The organism is Pseudomonas sp. NPDC089554 (genome assembly GCF_050280645.1).
In the GTDB taxonomy this organism is placed as follows: domain Bacteria; phylum Pseudomonadota; class Gammaproteobacteria; order Pseudomonadales; family Pseudomonadaceae; genus Aquipseudomonas.
In genome coordinates, this window is record NZ_JBNNVR010000102.1 from 1 (window position 1) to 17,873 (window position 17,873).

The following is a 17,873-nucleotide window of genomic DNA, read 5'->3' on the forward strand; positions in this document are numbered from 1 at the left end:
TATTAGCAAAAAAAAAACACGACGCGGCCCGGCTGGGCCAGGCCGCCCCGCTTCGTGTTCGTAGTGCTGCGTTGTATCAGCCGGCGACCAGTACGCGGATCGCCTCCAAACGCAGTGCCGCTTTGTCGAGCATCGCCATGCCATCTTCGCGCTGCTTGCGCAGTGCGTCGATCTCGCTGTCGCGCACGCTCGGGTTGACGGCCTTGAGGGCGACCAGGCGCGCCAGCTCTTCATCGGTCTCGGCGGCCAGGCGCTGTTGCGCCTCGCTGACGCGGGCCTCGTGCACCGGCAAGACCTTGGCCTCGCCGCCAGCGATACGCTGGGCCAGTACATCGCGCTGGGCCTGGATGAACTTGTTGGCGCTGGCCTTGGGCACGCTTTCGAGCTGGTCGTTGAGGGTTTCGAAGGCCACCCGCGGCCCCAGGTCGTTGCCATTGGCGTCGAGCAGGCAACGCAGCGCCGCCGGTGGCAGATAGCGGCCCAGTTGCAGGCTGCGCGGGGCCACCGCTTCGCTGACGTACAGCAGTTCGAGCAGCACGGTGCCGGGCTTGAGCGCCTTGTTCTTGATCAGCGCCACGGCGGTGTTGCCCATGGAGCCGGACAACACCAGGTCCATGCCGCCCTGCACCATGGGGTGCTCCCAGGTCAGGAACTGCATGTCCTCGCGCGACAGCGCCTGGGCGCGGTCGTAGGTGATGGTCACGCCTTCTTCGTCGCCCAGTGGGAAGCTGGCATCGAGCATTTTCTCGCTCGGCCGCAGGATCAGGGCATTTTCCGAATGGTCCTCGCTGTCGATGCCGAAGGCGTCGAACAGGGTTTCCATATAGATAGGCAGGGCGAACTGGTCGTCCTGCTCGAGGATCGCCTCGACCAGCGCCTGGCCTTCGCCAGCACCACCGGAGTTGAGTTCCAGCAAGCGGTCGCGGCCACTGTGCAGCTCGGCTTCCAGGCGCTCGCGCTCATTGCGGGCCTCGGCCACCAGCGCGCTCCAGGCGCTGCTGTCGCCACCCTCCAACTGCGCCAGCAGGCGCGGACCGAACTGGTGTTGCAAGGCGTTGCCGGTAGGGCAGGTATTGAGGAAGGCGTTCAGGCCTTCGTGGTACCACTGGAACAGGCGCTCCTGGGGGCTTTCCTGCAAGTACGGGATGTGCAGCTGGATGGTGTGCTTCTGGCCGATCCGGTCGAGGCGGCCGATCCGCTGCTCGAGCAGGTCGGGGTGGGCCGGCAGGTCGAACATCACCAGGTGGTGGGCGAACTGGAAGTTGCGGCCTTCACTGCCGATCTCGGAGCAGATCAGCACCTGGGCACCGAACTCCTCGTCGGCGAAATAAGCGGCGGCGCGGTCACGCTCGAGAATGCTCATGCCCTCGTGGAACACCGTGGCCGGAATGCCGGAGCGCACGCGCAGGGCGTCTTCCAGGTCCATGGCGGTTTCGGCGTGGGCGCAGATCACCAGCACCTTGGTGCGCTTGAGCATCTTCAGGGTGTCGATCAGCCAGTCGACGCGCGGGTCGAAGCGCCACCAGCGGTCGTCCTCGCCGCTGTCGCCCTGGGCCTGGAAGGCCACTTCCGGGTACAGCTCGGCGCGCTCGCCGCTGGGCAGGTCGCGGTACTGCTCGGGGTTGGCCAGCGGGTAGGGGTGCAACTGGCGCTCGGGGAAGCCCTGGACCGCCGCACGGGTGTTGCGGAACAACACCCGGCCGGTGCCATGGCGGTCGAGCAACTCGCGAATCAGCCGCGCGCTGGCCTGGCTATCGCCGTCGCTGACCGCCGCCAGCAGCGCCTCACCCTCGGCGCCGAGAAAGCCCAGAATGGTGGCGTGGGCCTTGGGCGACAGGCGGCCTTCGTCGAGCAGTTCCTGGACCGCTTCGGCCACCGGGCGATAGTGCTCGCTTTCGGCGCGGAACGCGGCCAGGTCGTGGAAACGGGCGGGGTCGAGCAGGCGCAGGCGGGCGAAGTGACTGTCCTGCCCCAGTTGCTCGGGGGTAGCGGTGAGCAGCAGCACGCCCGGAATCACCTGGGCCAGTTGCTCGACCAGGGTGTATTCGCTGCTGGCCTGCTCTTCGTGCCACACCAGGTGGTGGGCCTCGTCGACCACCATCAGGTCCCAGCCGGCGGCAAACAGTGCATCCTGGGCCTTTTCGTCGTCGACCAGCCATTCCAGGGCGACCAGCGCCAGTTGGGCATCTTCGAACGGGTTGCTGGCGTCGCTTTCGATGAAGCGCTCGGCGTCGAACAGCGCCACCTGGAGGTTGAAGCGCCGGCGCATTTCCACCAGCCATTGGTGCTGCAGGTTTTCCGGCACCAGGATCAGCACGCGCTTGGCGCGCCCGGACAGCAACTGGCGGTGGATCACAAGGCCCGCCTCGATGGTCTTGCCCAGGCCTACTTCGTCGGCCAGCAGTACCCGCGGTGCGCTACGGTCGGCGACCTCGCGGGCAATGTGCAACTGGTGGGCGATCGGCTGCGCGCGGCAGCCGCCCAGGCCCCACAGCGACGAAAGCATTTGCTTGCTGGTGTGCTGCAGGGTGTTGTAGCGCAGCGAGAACCACGCCAGCGGGTCGATCTGCCCGGCGAACAGGCGGTCGCTGGCCAGGCGGAACTGGATGAAGTTGGACAGCTGCGTTTCAGGCAGCACCCGTGGCTGGTTCTGCTGGTCGAGCCCGTGGTAGACCAACAGGCCGTCGGCATCCTCGACCTCACGCACGGTCAGCTTCCAGCCCTCGAAGTGAGTGATCAGGTCGCCGGGCGAGAAGCGCACGCGGGTCAGCGGTGCGTTGCGTAGCGAGTACTGGCGGGTGTCGCCCGTGGCCGGGTAGAGCACGGTCAGCAGGCGGCCATCCTGCGCCAGGATGGTTCCCAGGCCGAGCTCGGCTTCGCTGTCGCTGATCCAGCGTTGCCCCGGTTGATACTGCTGCGCCATACTGCCTGAACTCCGCCATGAAAAGCGGACTATTCTAACGGATAGCCCCGGCAGACCAAAGCGTCCCGCCACTTCATCGACGAATACCCGCCTTGCCACGAGAGCCAAGTGCCAACATGCCTTTCAAGCGCCGCTGGTTGAACGCCTCCCTAGGCCTTTGCAGCCTGCTGCTGCTCAGCGCCTGCGAACAGAAAAGCTTCGAAACCCTGCCGCCGATTCCGGTCGAGCAACTGGAAGTGCTCGGTGTGCAGACGCCGATCAAGAGCGTGCATTTTCGCGACCGCGACGGCGAAGGGCTGCTGGTGCTGAGCCGGGTCGACGGCCAGGCCACTGACCCGGAAAGCGAGCAGGAGGTCGACAAGGTGATCCTCAAGGCCACCTTGTATGCGCGCAAGGCCGATGCCGACGCCTTCAAGCCGCGCTGGCAGATCGAGCAGGAAACCACTTGCCCGGGGCTGGACCTGGATGTGGATTTCTACACCGACGTCAGCGATGTCAGCGACCTGAACAACGACGGCATCGCCGAGCTGACCGTCGCCAGCCACGCCTTCTGCGGCGGCGGCATCGACCCTCATGACATCGCCATCGAACTGCGCGAGGGCCAGGCCGTCTACAGCATCACCGGCCAGTCGCTGATCACCCCGGCGGCCGAGGAGCCGATAGGCGGCACCCGCGAGGACAGCGCTTCGTTGAAAAATGCCCCGCAGCTGCTGCGCGAACACCTGGAAGCGGTGTGGCAGCAGGTCTACAAGCGGCCCTGGAGCGAAGCCAGCCCGCCGTCGGACGACGAGCTGGACAACGATGGCCAATAGCTGAGGTCTATACTTCTCAGGCGCGCTGCTGTGACGTGCCGCACATGCTGGCCCGCAGGCGCTCAAGGCGGCTTACGGTTGGCCGATACCAAGGCCATAGGAGAAACCCATGTTGCCGCCGATCATTCCGCTCAGTGCCGCCCCTGTTACCTCGCAGCTCGACCCGGTCAAGCCGACCCCGGACATTCCGCCCGTGGTCCCGGCCCAACCGACGTCCAGCGACGGCACCATCGACCTCAAGCAACAGCGCGACCCCGAGGAGCAGGCCCTGCGCCAGCGCGAGGAGCAGCGCCGCCAGCAGCAACAGCGCGAGGGGCAGCAGGAGCAGGACGTCCCCTACAGTGCCCTGGCCGGTGATGAACTCAATGCCGACAACACCGTGCCGGTCGCGCCTTTGGGCGAACGTCCGCGCCAGGGGTTGCTGGTCGATATCGAAGTCTGAACCAGGGCTGTTCAGCACCTGCGCAAGGCTTCATCATGGCGCCATCCTGTCCTTCGAGCCCGCCCATGAGCCAAGACAAACTGATCGACTTCGGCGCCGAGCGCGCCAAACGCATCCACGACCTCAACGACAAGCGCCTGGACGACATGCGCCAGGCCTTCGAGCAGGCCATGCCGCTGGGTTCGGGCAAGAAGAAAAAGCCCAAGGGCAAGCCCAAGAAGCGTTGAAACCTCGCTGAAAACTGATGCAGGTCAAACCTGCGCCCCTCCCAGGCCCGGCTCCGGGCCCGCATTGACCCCGGTCAATTTTTCCCTCCCGCCGATTCGTTACCTTGTGCTCATCGGACAACGGCAACACCTCGGGAGGCCGCCATGTTCTTCGATAATGTCGTTATCGCGGGTGTGATCACGGTCGGGTTGATGGTGGTGTTCTTTGCCGGTCTGGGACTTTTCATCTGGAAGGACTCGAACAAGCGCTAGGCGCGCTGATCCTTCCCGATTCAGGGGCACGCAAGGCATTTAGGGCGACTTCGGTCGCCCATTTTTTTGCCTGGCGTTTTTGTGTTGGCCGTGTCCTCTTTCCTGTTGTCTATCTTGTAAGCATCTCCTCTGGCGCAAGGTCCCGTTCGTGCCTATCACTTTCCAGGCCCTGTTCGCCCCCAACATCCTCGCCCTGAAATTCGCCCTCAAGACCCTGCTGGGCGGTGGCCTGGCGTTGTGGCTGGCCATGCGCTGGGGCCTGGAGCAGCCTGCCTGGGCACTGATGACCGCCTTCATCGTCGCCCAGCCGCTGTCGGGCATGGTGGTGCAGAAGGGCCTGGCGCGACTGGCCGGGACGTTGGTCGGCACCTTCATGTCGGTGGTGTTCATTGGCCTGTTCGCCCAGGCGCCCTGGTTGTTCCTGCTGGCGCTGGCGTCGTGGCTGGCCTTGTGCACCGCAGCCTCCACCCAGTTGCGCAGTGCTTGGGCCTATGCCTTCGTGCTGGCCGGCTACACCGCAGCGATCATCTCGCTGCCGGCCATCGACCACCCTTTGCAGGTGTTCGACCAGGCCGTGGCGCGCTGCACCGAGATCTGCCTGGGTATCGTCTGCGCCACCGCCAGCAGTGCGCTGGTGTGGCCGATGCGGGTCGAGCAGCAACTGGCCGGCCAGGCACGCCAGGCCTGGCACAACGGCTTGCAGGCGGCCAGCGCGATGCTTGGCGGCGAGGACGGCACGCGTGAAGGGCTGCTGGAGATCCTCGGGCGCATCGTGGCGATCGATGCGCAACGCGAACATGCCTGGTTCGAAGGCCGTAGCGGCCGCTTGCGAGCGCAGGCGATTCGCGGCTTGAGCCAGAAGCTCATGGTGCTGTTGCGCATCTCCCGTTCGGTACGCCGCCAGTGGCGTCAGCTCGATACCCAGGAGGCCGAGCACCTGGCGCCCTGGTTGGAGGAAGCGCGCACCCAGCTCGCGACGCCCGATACGCCCAGCCTGCTGCTGTTGCGCCAGCGCATCTGGGATGCCGCCCATGATGAGCGGATCAGCCCCGCCGAGCATTTCTGCCTGGCGCGCCTGGCACTGCTGCTGGATTTCGCCATGGCCGCAACCCAGGCCCTGCAGGACGTCGAGCAGGGCAGGGTGCCCAAGGACGCCTCCCAGGGCCTGGCTGTGCACCGTGACCTGCCGCTGGCGCTGCTGTTCGGTTCACGCAGTGCCCTGGCCTTCCTGGTGATGAGCAGCTTCTGGCTGGCCACTGCCTGGCCTGCCGCACCCGGCGGGCTGGTGTTGACCTGCGTGGTGTGCAGCCTGTTTGCCAGCCGCGAGAACGGCGCGCAGATCGGCCTGAGCTTTTTGCGTGGAATCTTGCTGGCGATACCGGTGGCGTTTCTGGTCGGGCAGGTGCTGCTACCCCAATGGAGCAGTTTCGCCATGCTCTGCCTGGGCATGGGCGTGCCGTTGTTCTTCGGCGCCTTGGGCATGGCGCACCCACGCACCGGGCCTACCGCGACGTCTTACTGCCTGCATTTCATCGTGCTGGTGTCGCCGCTCAATGCCATGCATTTCGATGTGGCGGCGATGCTCAACAGTGCCCAGGCGATGCTGATGGGCGTGGGCGCAGCAGTGCTGGCATTTCGCTTGGTGGTCTTGCGTCACCCCGCCTGGCTGGGACGACGCCTGCGGGCGGCCACCCAGAGCGACCTGGTGCGCCTGACCCGCCGCGACCTGCGCGGTGCCGACAGCTGGTTCGGCGGGCGCATGGCCGACCGCCTGATGCAACTGGCCCGGCACGCCAGCGAGTTACCAGAAAGCGAGCGCAAGCGCTGGGACGATGGCCTGCACGGCCTGGACATCGGTGACGAGCTGCTGCACCTGCGCATGTGCCTGGCGCTGGCCAATGTGCCGATGGCCGGTGCCGAGCGCCACTATTTGCAGCAACTTGAGGCGGCCCTGGCCAGTGGCCCGGCACCTGGCCAAGGCCAGCGCCTGGATGTCGCCAGCGCACAGTTCATCGAGGCCTTGCGTCGCCAGCCGCCCAGCGACCCGCTGCGCCTGGCCGAAGGCGCGGTGTTGCAGTTGCGCAAGAGCTGGGGCAAGTGGTGCCGCTGGCAGGAGGACATGCATGGGGCTACGTGAGTGGGCGCTGGGTGGGGTGCTGCTCAGCCCCTTCCTTATCTACGTGCTGATGGCCCTGGCCATTACCGCTGCCGTGCGCCTGGTGGTACAGGCCACCCCGCTGGGGCGTTGGATCTGGCATGAAGCGTTGTTCGACGCCGCGCTGTTCGTCTGCGTGCTGTCGCTGGTGGTACATCTACTCGGGCCTTTGTAAGGAGTCAGTCCATGCGCGCAGCCGTCCGTACCCTGGTCACTTTATGTGTGGTGGCCATCGCCGTGTTCGCCGGCGTCGAGTTGTGGAAGTACTACATGCTCACGCCCTGGACCCGTGATGCCCGTGTGCGTGCCGACGTGGTGGTGATAGCGCCGGATGTGTCCGGCTGGGTGCGCGAGCTGAAGGTGCACGACAACCAGCAGGTCAAGGCCGGCGAGGAGCTGATGAGCATCGACCGCGAGCGTTTCCAGGCCGCCTTCGACCAGGCCAAGGCAGTGGCCGACACCCGATCCCAGCAGTTGCACCTGCGCGAACGCGAGGCCGCCCGGCGTAACGCTCTGGGCCCGCAGGCCATCAGTGCCGAATTGCGCGAGAACGCGCAGATCAACGCCGCCATCGCCCGCGGCCAGTTGCACGAGGCCCAGGCCCAGGTGCAGGTGGCGCAGATCAACCTGACGCGCAGCGAAGTGCGGGCGCCGCGCAGCGGCTACATCACCAACCTGCGCCTGGCCCAGGGCAACTACGTGAACACCGGGCAGGCGGTGATGGCGTTGGTGGATGAATCGACGTTCTATATCCAGGCGTATTTCGAAGAGACCAAGTTGCCGCGTATCAAGGTCGGCGACCCGGTCAAGGTGTGGTTGATGGGGGCGGGGGAGTCGATTCCAGGGCAGGTAGAAAGCATCAGTCGCGGTATCACCGACCGTAACAGCAACCCCGACGGCCAGTTATTGCCGGAAGTGGAGCCGACCTTCAATTGGGTACGCCTGGCACAACGCATTCCCGTGCGTATTCGCCTGGAGCAGATTCCCGAGGGCGTGGTGCTCAGTGCCGGCATGACCGCCAGTGTGCAAGTGCACGAGGAGCAGACCAGGCGCTGAGCCTGCTCCTCTGCCAGGTCACGGCTGCTGGGCGGTCGCCGCCAGCACGATCTCGCGAATGCACACATGCTGCGGCTGCTGGTAGGCCCAGACGATCGCCCCGGCCACATCCTCGGCCGCCAGCACCACGCCGCCCATGTCATTGGCCTTCCAGGCCTCATAGTTGCGCTTGATGCCTTCGTCGGTGGTGTGGCCGAGCAGCTCGGTCTCCACCGCGCCCGGGGCGATGGTCACGACGCGCACGTTGTGCGGCGACAGTTCCTCGCGCAGGTTTTCCGACAGCCCATGCACGGCGAACTTGGTGCCGACGTAGGCCACATGGTTAGGGAAGGTTTTGCGTCCGGCCACGGAACTGACATTGATCAACGTTCCGCTGCGCCGCGCGACCATGCCGCTGGCCAGGGCGTGCACGCCATTGAGCAGGCCCTTGATGTTGATGTCGATCATCCGGTCCCACTGCTCGGGGTCTTGTTCGCTGACCTGGCCCAGCAGCATCACCCCGGCGTTGTTCACCAGCGCATCGGCTGGGCCATGCAGCGCCTCGGCTTCGGCAACCGCTGCCACCAGGGCGGCGCGGTCGCGGATATCCACGGCGCGACACAGGCAATTGGGTAGCGCCAATGCTTCCAGGCGCTCCAGGCGGCGGGCGATCAGCAGCAGAGGGTGGCCTGCGGCGGCGAACAGGCGGGCAGTGGCGGCGCCGATACCGGAGCTGGCGCCGGTGATGATAACGAGGGGTTTGTTCATGAAAGCCTCCCAGGCATAATCGTTTTCGATGGCGAGCATTCTAGGTATCAAGTAATAGCCTGAAAAACGGCTTATTTCTCTGGCTGGTATCGGTTTCAACTATGGATATACGTCACCTCAAGGCGTTCATCGCGGTTTTCGAAGAGCGCAACATCACCTTGGCCGCCCAGCGCTTGTGCGTGGCGCAACCCACGCTGTCGGTGACCATCCGGCAATTGGAGGAAGACCTGAGTGTCAGCCTGTTCCTGCGCCAGGCAAGGGGCGTCGAAGTGTCCGAGCAGGCCCGGGTGCTGTACCCCCAGGCGTGCCGCATGGTGGCCGAGGCCGAGGCGTTGCGCCTGCGTTTTCGCCAGGAACAGGAGCACGTGCCGTTGGCCTTGGGGGTGGAGGCGGACATCGCGCCAGCCCAGGTGGAGGCCTGCGTACGCCTGGCGAGCCAGGCCGTGAGCGGCTTGCAACTGACCTTGCTGGACGGCTGCGAGGGCGATGCGCGGTTGGCCGATGAAGCGCAGCGCTGCGAGGACGAGCTGTTCCTGCCCTTGTGGGAAGAAGCCTTCGTACTGGTGATGGCCACCGGCAAACAGCCCGAAGGGCGCTGGGTCACCTGCCCGCAGCACCCCTCGCACCAGCGTTTGATGGGCCTGTATGGCGACGGCGAGCAAGCGGCTCAGGCCGCGACGCTGCAATTGGCGCTGGCCCTGGTCGCTGCCGGGGTGGGCGCGGCCTAGTTGCCGCAGTCGTTGGTCGAGCGTCACCCAGGTATCTACTGGCAGCCAGGTTCGGGGCCTGCGCTCAGGCGTCGAGTAGGCCTGTGCTTCCCGGCCCAGGCCCTGGAACTGCCAGCAATGGCCAGCTTGTAGCAGGCGCTGGCCAGTTAGAGGAACATCCCCCCGGACACCTCGATGCGTTGCCCGGTGATCCAGCCATTGCCCTCTTCGAGCAGCAGGGCGATGGCCGCGCCGATGTCATCGGGCAAGCCCGCCCGGCCCAGGGCCGTGTTGCTGGCGATGAAGTCGTTGACCTGGCGGTTGTCACGCACAGCGCCACCGCCGAAGTCGGTCTCGATGGCGCCGGGCGCCAAAATGTTCACCCGAATACCGCGTGCACCCAGCTCCTTGGCCTGGTAGCGGGTCAGCACCTCCATCGCGCCTTTCATCGCCGCATAGGCGGCGTAGCCGGGCAGGGCAAAGCGCGCCAGGCCTGTGGAGATATTGACGATGCGACCACCGTCTACCAAGTGGGGCAGCAAGCGCTGGGTCAGGAAGAATGGGCCCTTGAACTGGATATTGAGCAACTGGTCGAACTGCGCCTCGGTGGTTTCGCTGAACGCTGCGTGCAGGCCGATGCCGGCGTTGTTCACCAGGAAGTCGAAGTCCTGGCGGGCGAAATGTTGTTGCAGGGTCTGGCCGAAGCGTTCGGCAAAGTCGGCGAAGGTACTGCTGTCGCTGACGTCCAGTTGCAGCATGGCGGCGCGTACGCCGGCCTGCTCCAGGCTGGCCACCACCGCTTGGGCCTCCTCGGCCTTGCTGTGGTAGGTGCCGATCACGTCGATGCCGCGTGCGGCCAGGTGTTCGGCGGTGCTGCGGCCAAGGCCGCGGCTGGCGCCAGTGACTAGGGCGATCTTGCGGGTCATGTCGATTACCTCATGGGGTGGGGGAGTGAGAACAGGTTATTGATCGACTGATGGCTGTTAAATCCGCCGAATTTGGAAATACTGTTCGGTAAAACCGGATGATTGGGGGCCATCGATGAACAAGCTGGAGCTATTGCGCACCTTCGTGCGGGTTGCTGAGCTTTCAAGTTTTACCCTGGCCAGCGAGCGCCTGGGCTTGCCCCGCTCGACGGTCTCCGAGCAGGTTCGCGCCCTTGAGAAGTTGCTGGGCGCGCGCCTTCTGGAGCGCACCACGCGGCGCGTGCAGGCGACCCAGGACGGTCTGCTGTTGTACGAACGCAGCAAGGACCTGCTGTCGGGCATGGACGAGATCGAAAGCCTGTTCCACAGCGACGATGCCGCGCTCAGCGGGCGCCTGCGCATCGACCTGCCGACCATGATGGCGCGCAAGGTGGTCATCCCAGCGTTGCCCGGTTTGCTCGACCGCCACCCGAACCTGGAAGTGGAGATCAGTTGCACCGACCGCCAGGTCGACCTGCTGCGCGAGGGCTTCGACTGCGTGGTGCGGGTCGGGGAACTGAGCGACCTGGATGTGGTGGCGCGGCCCCTCGGACACCTGGCCATGCGCAACTGCGCAAGCCCCGCGTACTTGGCGCGCTACGGTGTGCCGCAGTGCCTCGACGACCTGGCCGATCACCGGCTGATCCACTACGTCACGCGACTCGGCGCGCGCAGCCCGGGGTTCGAGTACGAGCGTGACGGCGAATTGTGCTTCCAGGCCATGGGCGGGGCGATCACGGTCAACAACGCCGAGGCTTATTCCGCTGCCTGCCTGGCCGGGCTGGGGTTGATCCAGGCCCCGGCCAGCGGTGTCGAGGAGCATTTACGCCGAGGTGAGCTGGTGGCCGTGCTCGATGCCTGGCCTGCGCGGGCGATGCCGGTGTCGTTGCTGTATGCCCGCCAACGCCATGTGCCACACCGGGTGCAGGCGTTCATGAGCTGGCTGCAAGCATTGCTGGTGGAGTGAAGAGGCCGGTTGCGCTAGTCTGCATCCAACGCGTTGCCCGCCAGAGGCAACCGTCCCCGCCTGGCGTGCGTTCCTTCCGACTTTTTGCGAGGTAACGTCATGGCCATCACTTCCCAGGACATCTGCAGCGCCGCCGACCAGCTCAAGGGCTTCGTCGGTTTCCACGGCAAGCGCGGCAGCCATATCGTGCGTTTTTCCGAAGATTCGTTCGGCATGGATGTGGCCGACGACAGCATCGTGCCGTGCAACGAGTTCGTCTGGCGGCCCGAGGCGGGCCAGCGCATGGCGCTGTGCCGCGAGCGCCTGGCGCTGCTGCTGGGCCAGCATGTGGATGAGCGTCTGAACATCGGCCAGGCCCTACGTATCTACCTGCAACGCACCGATTTGCCGGAGATCGTGGCCGAGCGCAGCTTGCGCTGACGTTGTTTTCAGGACACGCCAGGGCGCGCCTGGCGCTGTTCCAGCAAGGCCTCGAAGGCTTGGCGGTCGACCGGCCGACTCAGGTAGTAGCCTTGCACTTCGTGGCAGCGCTCCTTGCCCAGCGCCCGCAACTGCTGCTCGGTTTCCACGCCTTCGGCGGTCACGGTCAGGCCCATGGCCTTGCCCAGGTTGATGATCGCCTGCACCACCGCGCGGTCGTTGCCGCTCTGGCTGTTGAGCCCGGCGATGAAGCGTTTGTCGATCTTGATGCTGTCGAAGGGGTAGGTGCGCAGGTAGCCCAGCGAGGAGTAGCCGGTGCCGAAGTCGTCCATGTTCAGGCGCACCCCCAGTTCCTTGAGCGCCAGCATGGTACCCAGGGCGCCCTCGATGTCGTTGAGCATCACGTTCTCGGTGATCTCCAGCTCCAGGCGCTGCGCCGGGAAGCCGGTTTCCAGCAGTATTTCGCGCACGTCGGCGACCACGTCGCTGCGTGAGAACTGCGCGGGCGACAGGTTCACCGACACCAGCAGCCCATCGGGCCAGCCGCTTGCGGCAGTGCAGGCCTCGCGCAGCACCCAGCGGCCCAGGGCGACGATCAGCTCGCTCTGCTCGGCCAGGGGAATGAAGCTGTCGGGGGCGAGCATGCCTTCCTGCGGGTGCTGCCAGCGCAACAAGGCCTCGACCGAGACGATGGACAGGTCCTCGAGGCGGTAGCGTGGCTGGTAGTGGAGGACGAATTCCTCCTGCTTGAGGGCGCGGCGCAGGTCGTTCTCCAGTTGCCGGCGGTACTGGATCTGCTGGCTCATTTCTGGCGAGAAGTAGCGCCAGGTGTTCTTGCCATCGGCCTTGGCCTGGTAAAGGGCGATGTCGGCGCAGCGGATCAGCTCACCGGCGTCGAAGCCTTGGGCGCGGGTCTGGGACACGCCGATGCTGGCGCCGATGTACATGGGCTGCTCATCGTGCAGGATCGGCTGTTGCAGCAGCTCGATCAGCCGCGCACAGAAGCGGTCTATCTCACTGCGGTTGTCCATGCCGCCCAGCACCACCACGAACTCGTCGCCACCCAGGCGCGCCACCAGGTCGCCGTCACGGGTGGTGTCGCGCAGGCGGGTGGCCACCTCTTGCAATACCGTGTCGCCTGCGGCGTGGCCGAGCGAATCGTTGATGGGCTTGAAGTTGTCCAGGTCGAGTAGCAGCAAGGTCAGCGGTGGCGAGTCGCTGCCGCGTAGCAGCGCTTGTTCCAGATGGCGAGATAGTTTGTTGCGGTTGGCCAGACCTGTGAGGGCGTCGTGCATCGACAGGTGCTGGATACGCGCATGGGCTGCCACCTCATCGGTGATGTCACTGGCGGTGCCGCGAAACCCTGTGAGCTTGTTGTCGTAGACAATGGCCCGCGCCGAGATCCGACAGAAGCGGTTTTGCCCGCCGGGGTCGCGATAGCTGCACCGCAGGTTGGCCAACTGTTGCGGGTCGCTGTCGGTCTGGCTGTCGAGCCAGGGCGCCAGGGGTGTGGTGTCGCAGGCGAGCAACTGGTTGAGCGGTTGCCCCAGCCAATCCTCGACCCGGTAGCCGGTGACCTTGGCGAAGCGCTGGGAAAGGTAGGTTAGGTGCTGATGGCGGTCGGTTTCCCAGATCCAGTCGGACGCCGCCTCGGCCACGGCGCGAAAACGCTGCTCGCTGGCTTCCAGGGCGCGGTTGCTGTGTTGCAGGCGTAGTAGGCTGTCTTCGATGGCATGCGAGCTGCGCAGGGCATGGCGGAACAGGTAGGCCAGTACCGAGCCGACTACCAACAGCACGCCGAGCAGAGGGGGCAGTACTGCCCATAGCAGCTGCCTGCCGGGCTGTGGGCTGCTCCAGGCCAGGCGATAACCGGTATCGCCCAGTTCGATGCGCGGCTGGCCGTGGGCGTCGGCGCCGGTCTTCTCTATGCGCATGTCGCCCAGCCCGGCGCCTTCGCCCAGGCGAGCGAGCTTGTCGTCGGTCAGTTGGTCGACGAACAGCATGACCGGGGCCTTGGCCACATCGCTGTCGAGCACGTCGTCGTCCGGTCGTATGGCCGCCGCGCTGAGCACCGCCGGCCAGCCATTGAGGCGTACGAAATGGGTGATTTGCTCGCGGGCGGGCGCCGCTTTGCGGGCCTCGCCGATAACCGGCGCCAGGGGCGTGTCGATGAATGCGCTGGCCGCCGAATCAGTGGGTTTGCCCTTGAACAGGGCATAGCTGGTGTGCTGGTCGTCGATCACGAACACACCTTCATAGCCGCTGGCGCTGTACAACGATTCGCCGACGTTCTTCTGCTCATAGGCCCATTGCCAGTCGGCTTGGCCGACCAGGTGCTGGTAGGCCGCATCCCAGACGGCATAGCTGGAGAGGAACTGACGCGAGGCCTGTAGCCGTTGCTGCAAGGCCTGGTTGGCGTAGAACAGGCTACGCTCCTGCGCTTGCTGGTCGAGGGTAGCGGCAATATTGAACAGCGCGCCCAGGGCGATCAGGCAGCCGACGGCGAACAGCGCGGAAAAACCGCCGATCAGACGGCGAACCTGTAGGCGGGGGGTAGGGCTGGCGGGCAAAAGGTCGCTGGACCTGTCCATGCTCGAACGACTCCTTGGTGACGGCTTGCCTTCCGCCGTGCAGTCAGGAGGAAGGTTCAGTCAGGATAGGCCAGCTTGAGCGCCGCGGCTTCGCCGTGGGTGAAATTGACCTGGTTGCGGCCTTGGTGTTTGGCTGCGTACAGCGCCTTGTCGGCGTCGTCCAGCCAGTGTTCGGGCGACGCCAGGGCTGGGCCGTAGGCCGAAAGGCCGATGCTCAGGCTGATGCGTAATGTCGGCAGCTGTGGGTTGCGATAGCCACCGACCTGCTCGCGCAGGCGCTCCATCACCAGGCAGGCCTGCCCCAGGTCGGTGTCGGGGAGAATCAGGCAGAATTCGTCGCCACCGTAGCGACCTGCCAGGTCGTCCTCACGCAGGTTGCGCCTGAGGTCGTGGCTGAGCTGGCGCAGCACGCAGTCGCCGACCACATGGCCGAAGGTGTCGTTGATGGTCTTGAAGTGGTCGATGTCGATCAGTGCGATCACTGCCGGTGTATGTTGTTGCCGACATGCCTGGAAGCGCAGCAGCAGCAGGTCTTTCCAGGAGCCATGGTTGAGCAGGCCGGTGAGGCTGTCGGTGCGGCTCAAGGCACTGAGGCGACGCTTGTGTTCGGCCAGCTTGATCGCCAACTGGTAGCAGACCCAGCCCAGTGCGAGCGGATAGAGGGTCAACATGGGCAAGCAGGCATACACTTGCAGTGCAGTCGGTTGCAGTTGCAGGCCGGTGCCCAGCAGCGAGGTGGCCAGCAGCATGCCTGCCAACTGTGCCAGCAGCCCGCGTATGACCAGGCGCTTGCCGCCAGCCGCGACGTTGTTCATGGTCATCATCGACAGGATGGTCACGCACGGCAGTGGGTTGAAATGCATGGCCGCCGCCCAGAAGCCGCCGCACAGGGAGTCGAGCATCAGGTTGCGTTGCTCGGCGCTGTAGGGTTGCGCCGAGCGGCGTGCCCATTGGTAGGCCAGGTGTGGCCAGGCCAGGCCATTGAGCAGCATCAGCACCCAGACCCAGGTCGGTGGTTGCAGCGGGGCCACGGCGGCCATGACGCTGAACAGGCCGATGCCCAAGCCGATGGTGCGTGGCAGGTAGATGCGCCTGACGAAAGAGAGGCCCTTACCGCTTCTGTTGTCGATCATGATGGGGGTCTTTGGGGTCCATGCGCCGTTTATCGCATAACTTGCACGAATGATGTTGAACAATGATTCAACATTGAAAAATGACCTTACAAGCCAATTCACGGTTGATCCGATCACTGTGGGGTAACATGAAGCCTTTCCTCTTGCTCGGAGTGCTCCTGCTCATGCTCCCCATGGCCTCACCTGGCGACGAGTCGGCGCCGCACCGCGACGGGCGTTTCCACAATCAGGCAACCTTGCCCCAGGACGGCATGCTCAAGAAGCTGCGCATCGGCCTGAAGTACCTGTTCCTGCGCAAGCCTCCTGAAACCCGTCCGGCTACTCCACCGAGCTTGCAGACAATGACCCGCCAGCAGGTGCTCGATGCGCCCGACCACAGCCTGTGGCGTTTAGGGCATTCCACGGTGCTGCTCAAGCTGCGCGGGCACTATTTCATCACCGACCCGGTGTTCGCCGAGCGCGCCTCGCCGGTGCAGTGGGCCGGCCCGCAGCGTTTTCATGCGCCACCTTTGGCACTGGAGGAACTGCCACCCTTGGCGGCGGTGATTCTCTCCCACGATCATTTCGATCACCTCGACGAACACGCGATCCGCCGCCTTGCCCCGCGCACGGAATCGTTCCTCGCGCCCTTGGGGGTTGGCGATCGCTTGGTCGGCTGGGGTGTGCCGGCTGAAAAGGTCAGGCAACTGGATTGGTGGCAGGCCACCGAGGTGAAGGGTGTACGCTTCGTCGCCACGCCCGCCCAGCACTTTTCGGGGCGTGGGCTGTTCGACAGCAACAGCACGCTCTGGGCGTCGTGGGTGATCATCGATGAGCAGGTCCGCCTGTTCTTCAGCGGTGATACCGGGTATTTCGATGGTTTCAAGGCAATCGGCGAGCGCTTCGGTCCGTTCGATCTGACGCTCATGGAAACCGGGGCCTATAACCTGGCCTGGCCCAATGTGCACATGCAGCCCGAGGAAAGCCTGCAGGCACACCTTGATTTGCGTGGACGCTGGATGTTGCCGATCCATAACGGCACGTTCGATCTTTCCATTCACGGCTGGCAAGAGCCGTTCGAACGTATCGTCGATTTGGCTGCGCAGGCCCAGGTGCAAGTGAGCACCCCACAGATGGGCGAACGAGTCAGTATCGATTCGCCCCATGCCGGGCAGAACTGGTGGCAGCCACGCCCGCTGCGCAAGCGCAGCGGCACTGCCGACCAGGCGGTAGTGACGCGTTAGGGCTTGCGTGGTGTATCAGGCTCCTCCTTCAGCAGTTTCGACGGCGGCTTGCCGCTGTCGCTGCGCACCTGGGCATGGCTGATGAGCGCGAAGATGAAGCTGCCGCCAATGATGTTGCCGGCCAGGGTCGGCAGTGCGAAGTCCAGCCAGAAGGTCTTCCAGGTTTCGTCGCCCGCCCATACCAGGTAGGACACCTCCACCGAGCCGACCACGATGTGGGTGAAGTCGCCCAGGGCCATCAGGTAGGTGATCATCAGGATGATCCAGATCTTGGCGTGCTCCATCGACGGGATCATCCAGACCATGGTGGCGATCATCCACCCGGACACGATGCCTTTGGCGAACATCTGACCGATATCGTTCTGCATGACCTTGCGTCCGATCTCCAGGAAGGCGATATCGGTCTTGCTGTCGAAGATCGGCAACTCCAGCATTACCCAGGCCACCAACAGCGTGCCCGCCAGGTTGCCGGCCAACACGATGCTCCACAGGCGAAGCAGGCGACCGAAGTTGGCCACGGTCGGGGTGGTCATGATCGGCAGTACGGCCGTCAGGGTGTTCTCGGTGAACAGTTGCTGGCGGGCCAGGATCACCGCAAGAAAGCCTGCGCTATAGCCGAGGCTGGCAATCACCTGGCTGCTGTCGCCCTCTGGCAGGCGTGCATAGAACAGCCCCATGGCCATGAGCGACAAGCCCATGGTCAAGCCAGCAGCCAGTGCTGACCACCAGAGCGCGGCAAGGGTACGTTCCAGTTCCTGGTCACCCTGGCTGCGGATGATCTCGTGCAGGACGGCAGCTCGAGGTGGCTGGTTGTGGCTGACCTCTTGTTCTTCGTCCGGCGACAGGCCGGGTGTCTTGTCGCTCTGCGCTTCGCTCATGGTGGCTCCGCTCCAGGGGTGGTTCTCTACAGATCAGTGGCGCTGCAATTAGTTGCTCGCAACGTGTTGGCAGGCCTGCAAAAGTTTTTTGCAGGTGGGTGTTGACTCTAAAATCAAACCGCGTATTATTCGCCTCCTCGCAGCGATGCACGCAGCGAGGCAAGCGGTAAGTTGTTGAAGTTGAAAGCTTTCGAAAGAAAGCGAGTTTTCAAAAACTTCAAAACAACGCTTGACACGAAGTAAGGCTGCTGTAGAATGCGCGGCCTCGGTTGAAGCGAAGCGCTTCGCCAAACGCTCTTTAACAAATCGAATCAAGCAATTCGTGTGGGTGCTTGTGAGTATGGACTGATCGTCGCCAAGATTATCAGCATCACA

The 17,873-nt window shown here is 64.6% G+C and carries 16 protein-coding genes and 2 pseudogenes; 11 read left to right on the forward strand and 7 right to left on the reverse strand.

The window, feature by feature from the left end; genetic code table 11:
- Positions 1 to 76: 76 nt before the first annotated feature.
- On the reverse strand, positions 77 to 2,923 hold the full coding sequence (gene rapA / locus ACQKPE_RS22435; protein WP_427668902.1) for an RNA polymerase-associated protein RapA: 2,847 nt from the start codon (positions 2,921 to 2,923) through the stop codon (positions 77 to 79).
- A gap of 116 nt (positions 2,924 to 3,039) precedes the next feature.
- Between rapA and ACQKPE_RS22440 the strand changes: the two genes are divergently transcribed.
- The 7 genes from ACQKPE_RS22440 to ACQKPE_RS22470 all read left to right on the forward strand — a co-directional run bounded on the left by ACQKPE_RS22440 (position 3,040) and on the right by ACQKPE_RS22470 (position 7,867).
- Positions 3,040 to 3,735, forward strand: a complete 696-nt coding sequence (locus ACQKPE_RS22440; RefSeq protein WP_427668903.1) for a M949_RS01915 family surface polysaccharide biosynthesis protein — start codon at positions 3,040 to 3,042, stop codon at positions 3,733 to 3,735.
- 109 nt (positions 3,736 to 3,844) lie between these two features.
- Positions 3,845 to 4,177, forward strand: coding sequence for an aspartate-semialdehyde dehydrogenase (locus tag ACQKPE_RS22445; protein WP_427668904.1), 333 nt, complete (start codon positions 3,845 to 3,847; stop codon positions 4,175 to 4,177).
- Between the two features lie 65 nt (positions 4,178 to 4,242).
- Positions 4,243 to 4,404: a hypothetical protein gene (locus ACQKPE_RS22450; RefSeq protein WP_427668905.1), complete on the forward strand. Its 162-nt coding sequence runs from the start codon at positions 4,243 to 4,245 to the stop codon at positions 4,402 to 4,404.
- A 144-nt stretch (positions 4,405 to 4,548) separates the two neighbouring features.
- Positions 4,549 to 4,656, forward strand: coding sequence for a cytochrome c oxidase subunit CcoM (ccoM, locus tag ACQKPE_RS22455; protein WP_427668906.1), 108 nt, complete (start codon positions 4,549 to 4,551; stop codon positions 4,654 to 4,656).
- 148 nt (positions 4,657 to 4,804) lie between these two features.
- Positions 4,805 to 6,793 (forward strand): FUSC family protein, encoded by a 1,989-nt coding sequence (locus ACQKPE_RS22460; protein WP_427668907.1) that lies wholly within the window; start codon positions 4,805 to 4,807, stop codon positions 6,791 to 6,793.
- On the forward strand, positions 6,780 to 6,986 hold the full coding sequence (locus tag ACQKPE_RS22465; protein ID WP_427668908.1) for a DUF1656 domain-containing protein: 207 nt from the start codon (positions 6,780 to 6,782) through the stop codon (positions 6,984 to 6,986). The genes ACQKPE_RS22460 and ACQKPE_RS22465 overlap by 14 nt, the downstream gene beginning before the upstream one ends.
- An 11-nt stretch (positions 6,987 to 6,997) precedes the next feature.
- On the forward strand, positions 6,998 to 7,867 hold the full coding sequence (locus ACQKPE_RS22470) for an efflux RND transporter periplasmic adaptor subunit (protein WP_427668909.1): 870 nt from the start codon (positions 6,998 to 7,000) through the stop codon (positions 7,865 to 7,867).
- 18 nt (positions 7,868 to 7,885) lie between these two features.
- Here the strand turns inward: ACQKPE_RS22470 and ACQKPE_RS22475 are convergent, their stop codons facing one another.
- On the reverse strand, positions 7,886 to 8,614 hold the full coding sequence (locus tag ACQKPE_RS22475) for an SDR family oxidoreductase (RefSeq protein ID WP_427668910.1): 729 nt from the start codon (positions 8,612 to 8,614) through the stop codon (positions 7,886 to 7,888).
- A 101-nt stretch (positions 8,615 to 8,715) separates the two neighbouring features.
- Here ACQKPE_RS22475 and ACQKPE_RS22480 point away from each other — a divergent pair.
- Positions 8,716 to 9,474: pseudogene (locus ACQKPE_RS22480) on the forward strand (LysR family transcriptional regulator).
- Between the two features lie 14 nt (positions 9,475 to 9,488).
- Here ACQKPE_RS22480 and ACQKPE_RS22485 read toward each other — a convergent pair.
- The gene (locus tag ACQKPE_RS22485; RefSeq protein ID WP_427668911.1) at positions 9,489 to 10,247 is read right to left on the reverse strand and encodes an SDR family NAD(P)-dependent oxidoreductase; all 759 of its coding nucleotides are present in this window, start codon (positions 10,245 to 10,247) and stop codon (positions 9,489 to 9,491) included.
- Positions 10,248 to 10,362: 115 nt separating this feature from the next.
- Between ACQKPE_RS22485 and ACQKPE_RS22490 the strand changes: the two genes are divergently transcribed.
- Together ACQKPE_RS22490 and ACQKPE_RS22495 are read left to right on the forward strand one after the other, a co-directional pair.
- A complete protein-coding gene (locus ACQKPE_RS22490) occupies positions 10,363 to 11,253 on the forward strand; it encodes a LysR substrate-binding domain-containing protein (RefSeq protein WP_427668912.1) in 891 nt (296 codons plus the stop codon).
- Between the two features lie 99 nt (positions 11,254 to 11,352).
- Positions 11,353 to 11,673 carry a DUF2025 family protein gene (locus tag ACQKPE_RS22495; RefSeq protein WP_427668913.1) on the forward strand — a complete coding sequence of 107 codons (321 nt, stop codon included), beginning with the start codon at positions 11,353 to 11,355 and terminating at the stop codon, positions 11,671 to 11,673.
- A gap of 8 nt (positions 11,674 to 11,681) precedes the next feature.
- Here the strand turns inward: ACQKPE_RS22495 and ACQKPE_RS22500 are convergent, their stop codons facing one another.
- Positions 11,682 to 14,264, reverse strand: a complete 2,583-nt coding sequence (locus tag ACQKPE_RS22500) for a bifunctional diguanylate cyclase/phosphodiesterase (RefSeq protein ID WP_427668914.1) — start codon at positions 14,262 to 14,264, stop codon at positions 11,682 to 11,684.
- 56 nt (positions 14,265 to 14,320) lie between these two features.
- Complete coding sequence (locus ACQKPE_RS22505) at positions 14,321 to 15,397, reverse strand: diguanylate cyclase (protein WP_427668915.1); 1,077 nt, start codon at positions 15,395 to 15,397, stop codon at positions 14,321 to 14,323.
- Positions 15,398 to 15,525: 128 nt separating this feature from the next.
- Between ACQKPE_RS22505 and ACQKPE_RS22510 the strand changes: the two genes are divergently transcribed.
- Positions 15,526 to 16,620: an MBL fold metallo-hydrolase gene (locus ACQKPE_RS22510; protein WP_427668916.1), complete on the forward strand. Its 1,095-nt coding sequence runs from the start codon at positions 15,526 to 15,528 to the stop codon at positions 16,618 to 16,620.
- On the opposite strand, the gene ACQKPE_RS22515 is transcribed toward ACQKPE_RS22510, so the two are convergent.
- Both ACQKPE_RS22515 and ACQKPE_RS22520 read right to left on the reverse strand, forming a co-directional pair.
- On the reverse strand, positions 16,617 to 17,498 hold the full coding sequence (locus tag ACQKPE_RS22515) for a formate/nitrite transporter family protein (RefSeq protein ID WP_427668917.1): 882 nt from the start codon (positions 17,496 to 17,498) through the stop codon (positions 16,617 to 16,619). The genes ACQKPE_RS22510 and ACQKPE_RS22515 overlap by 4 nt on opposite strands.
- A gap of 48 nt (positions 17,499 to 17,546) precedes the next feature.
- Positions 17,547 to 17,873, reverse strand: a pseudogene (locus ACQKPE_RS22520) (hypothetical protein); the annotation flags it as partial.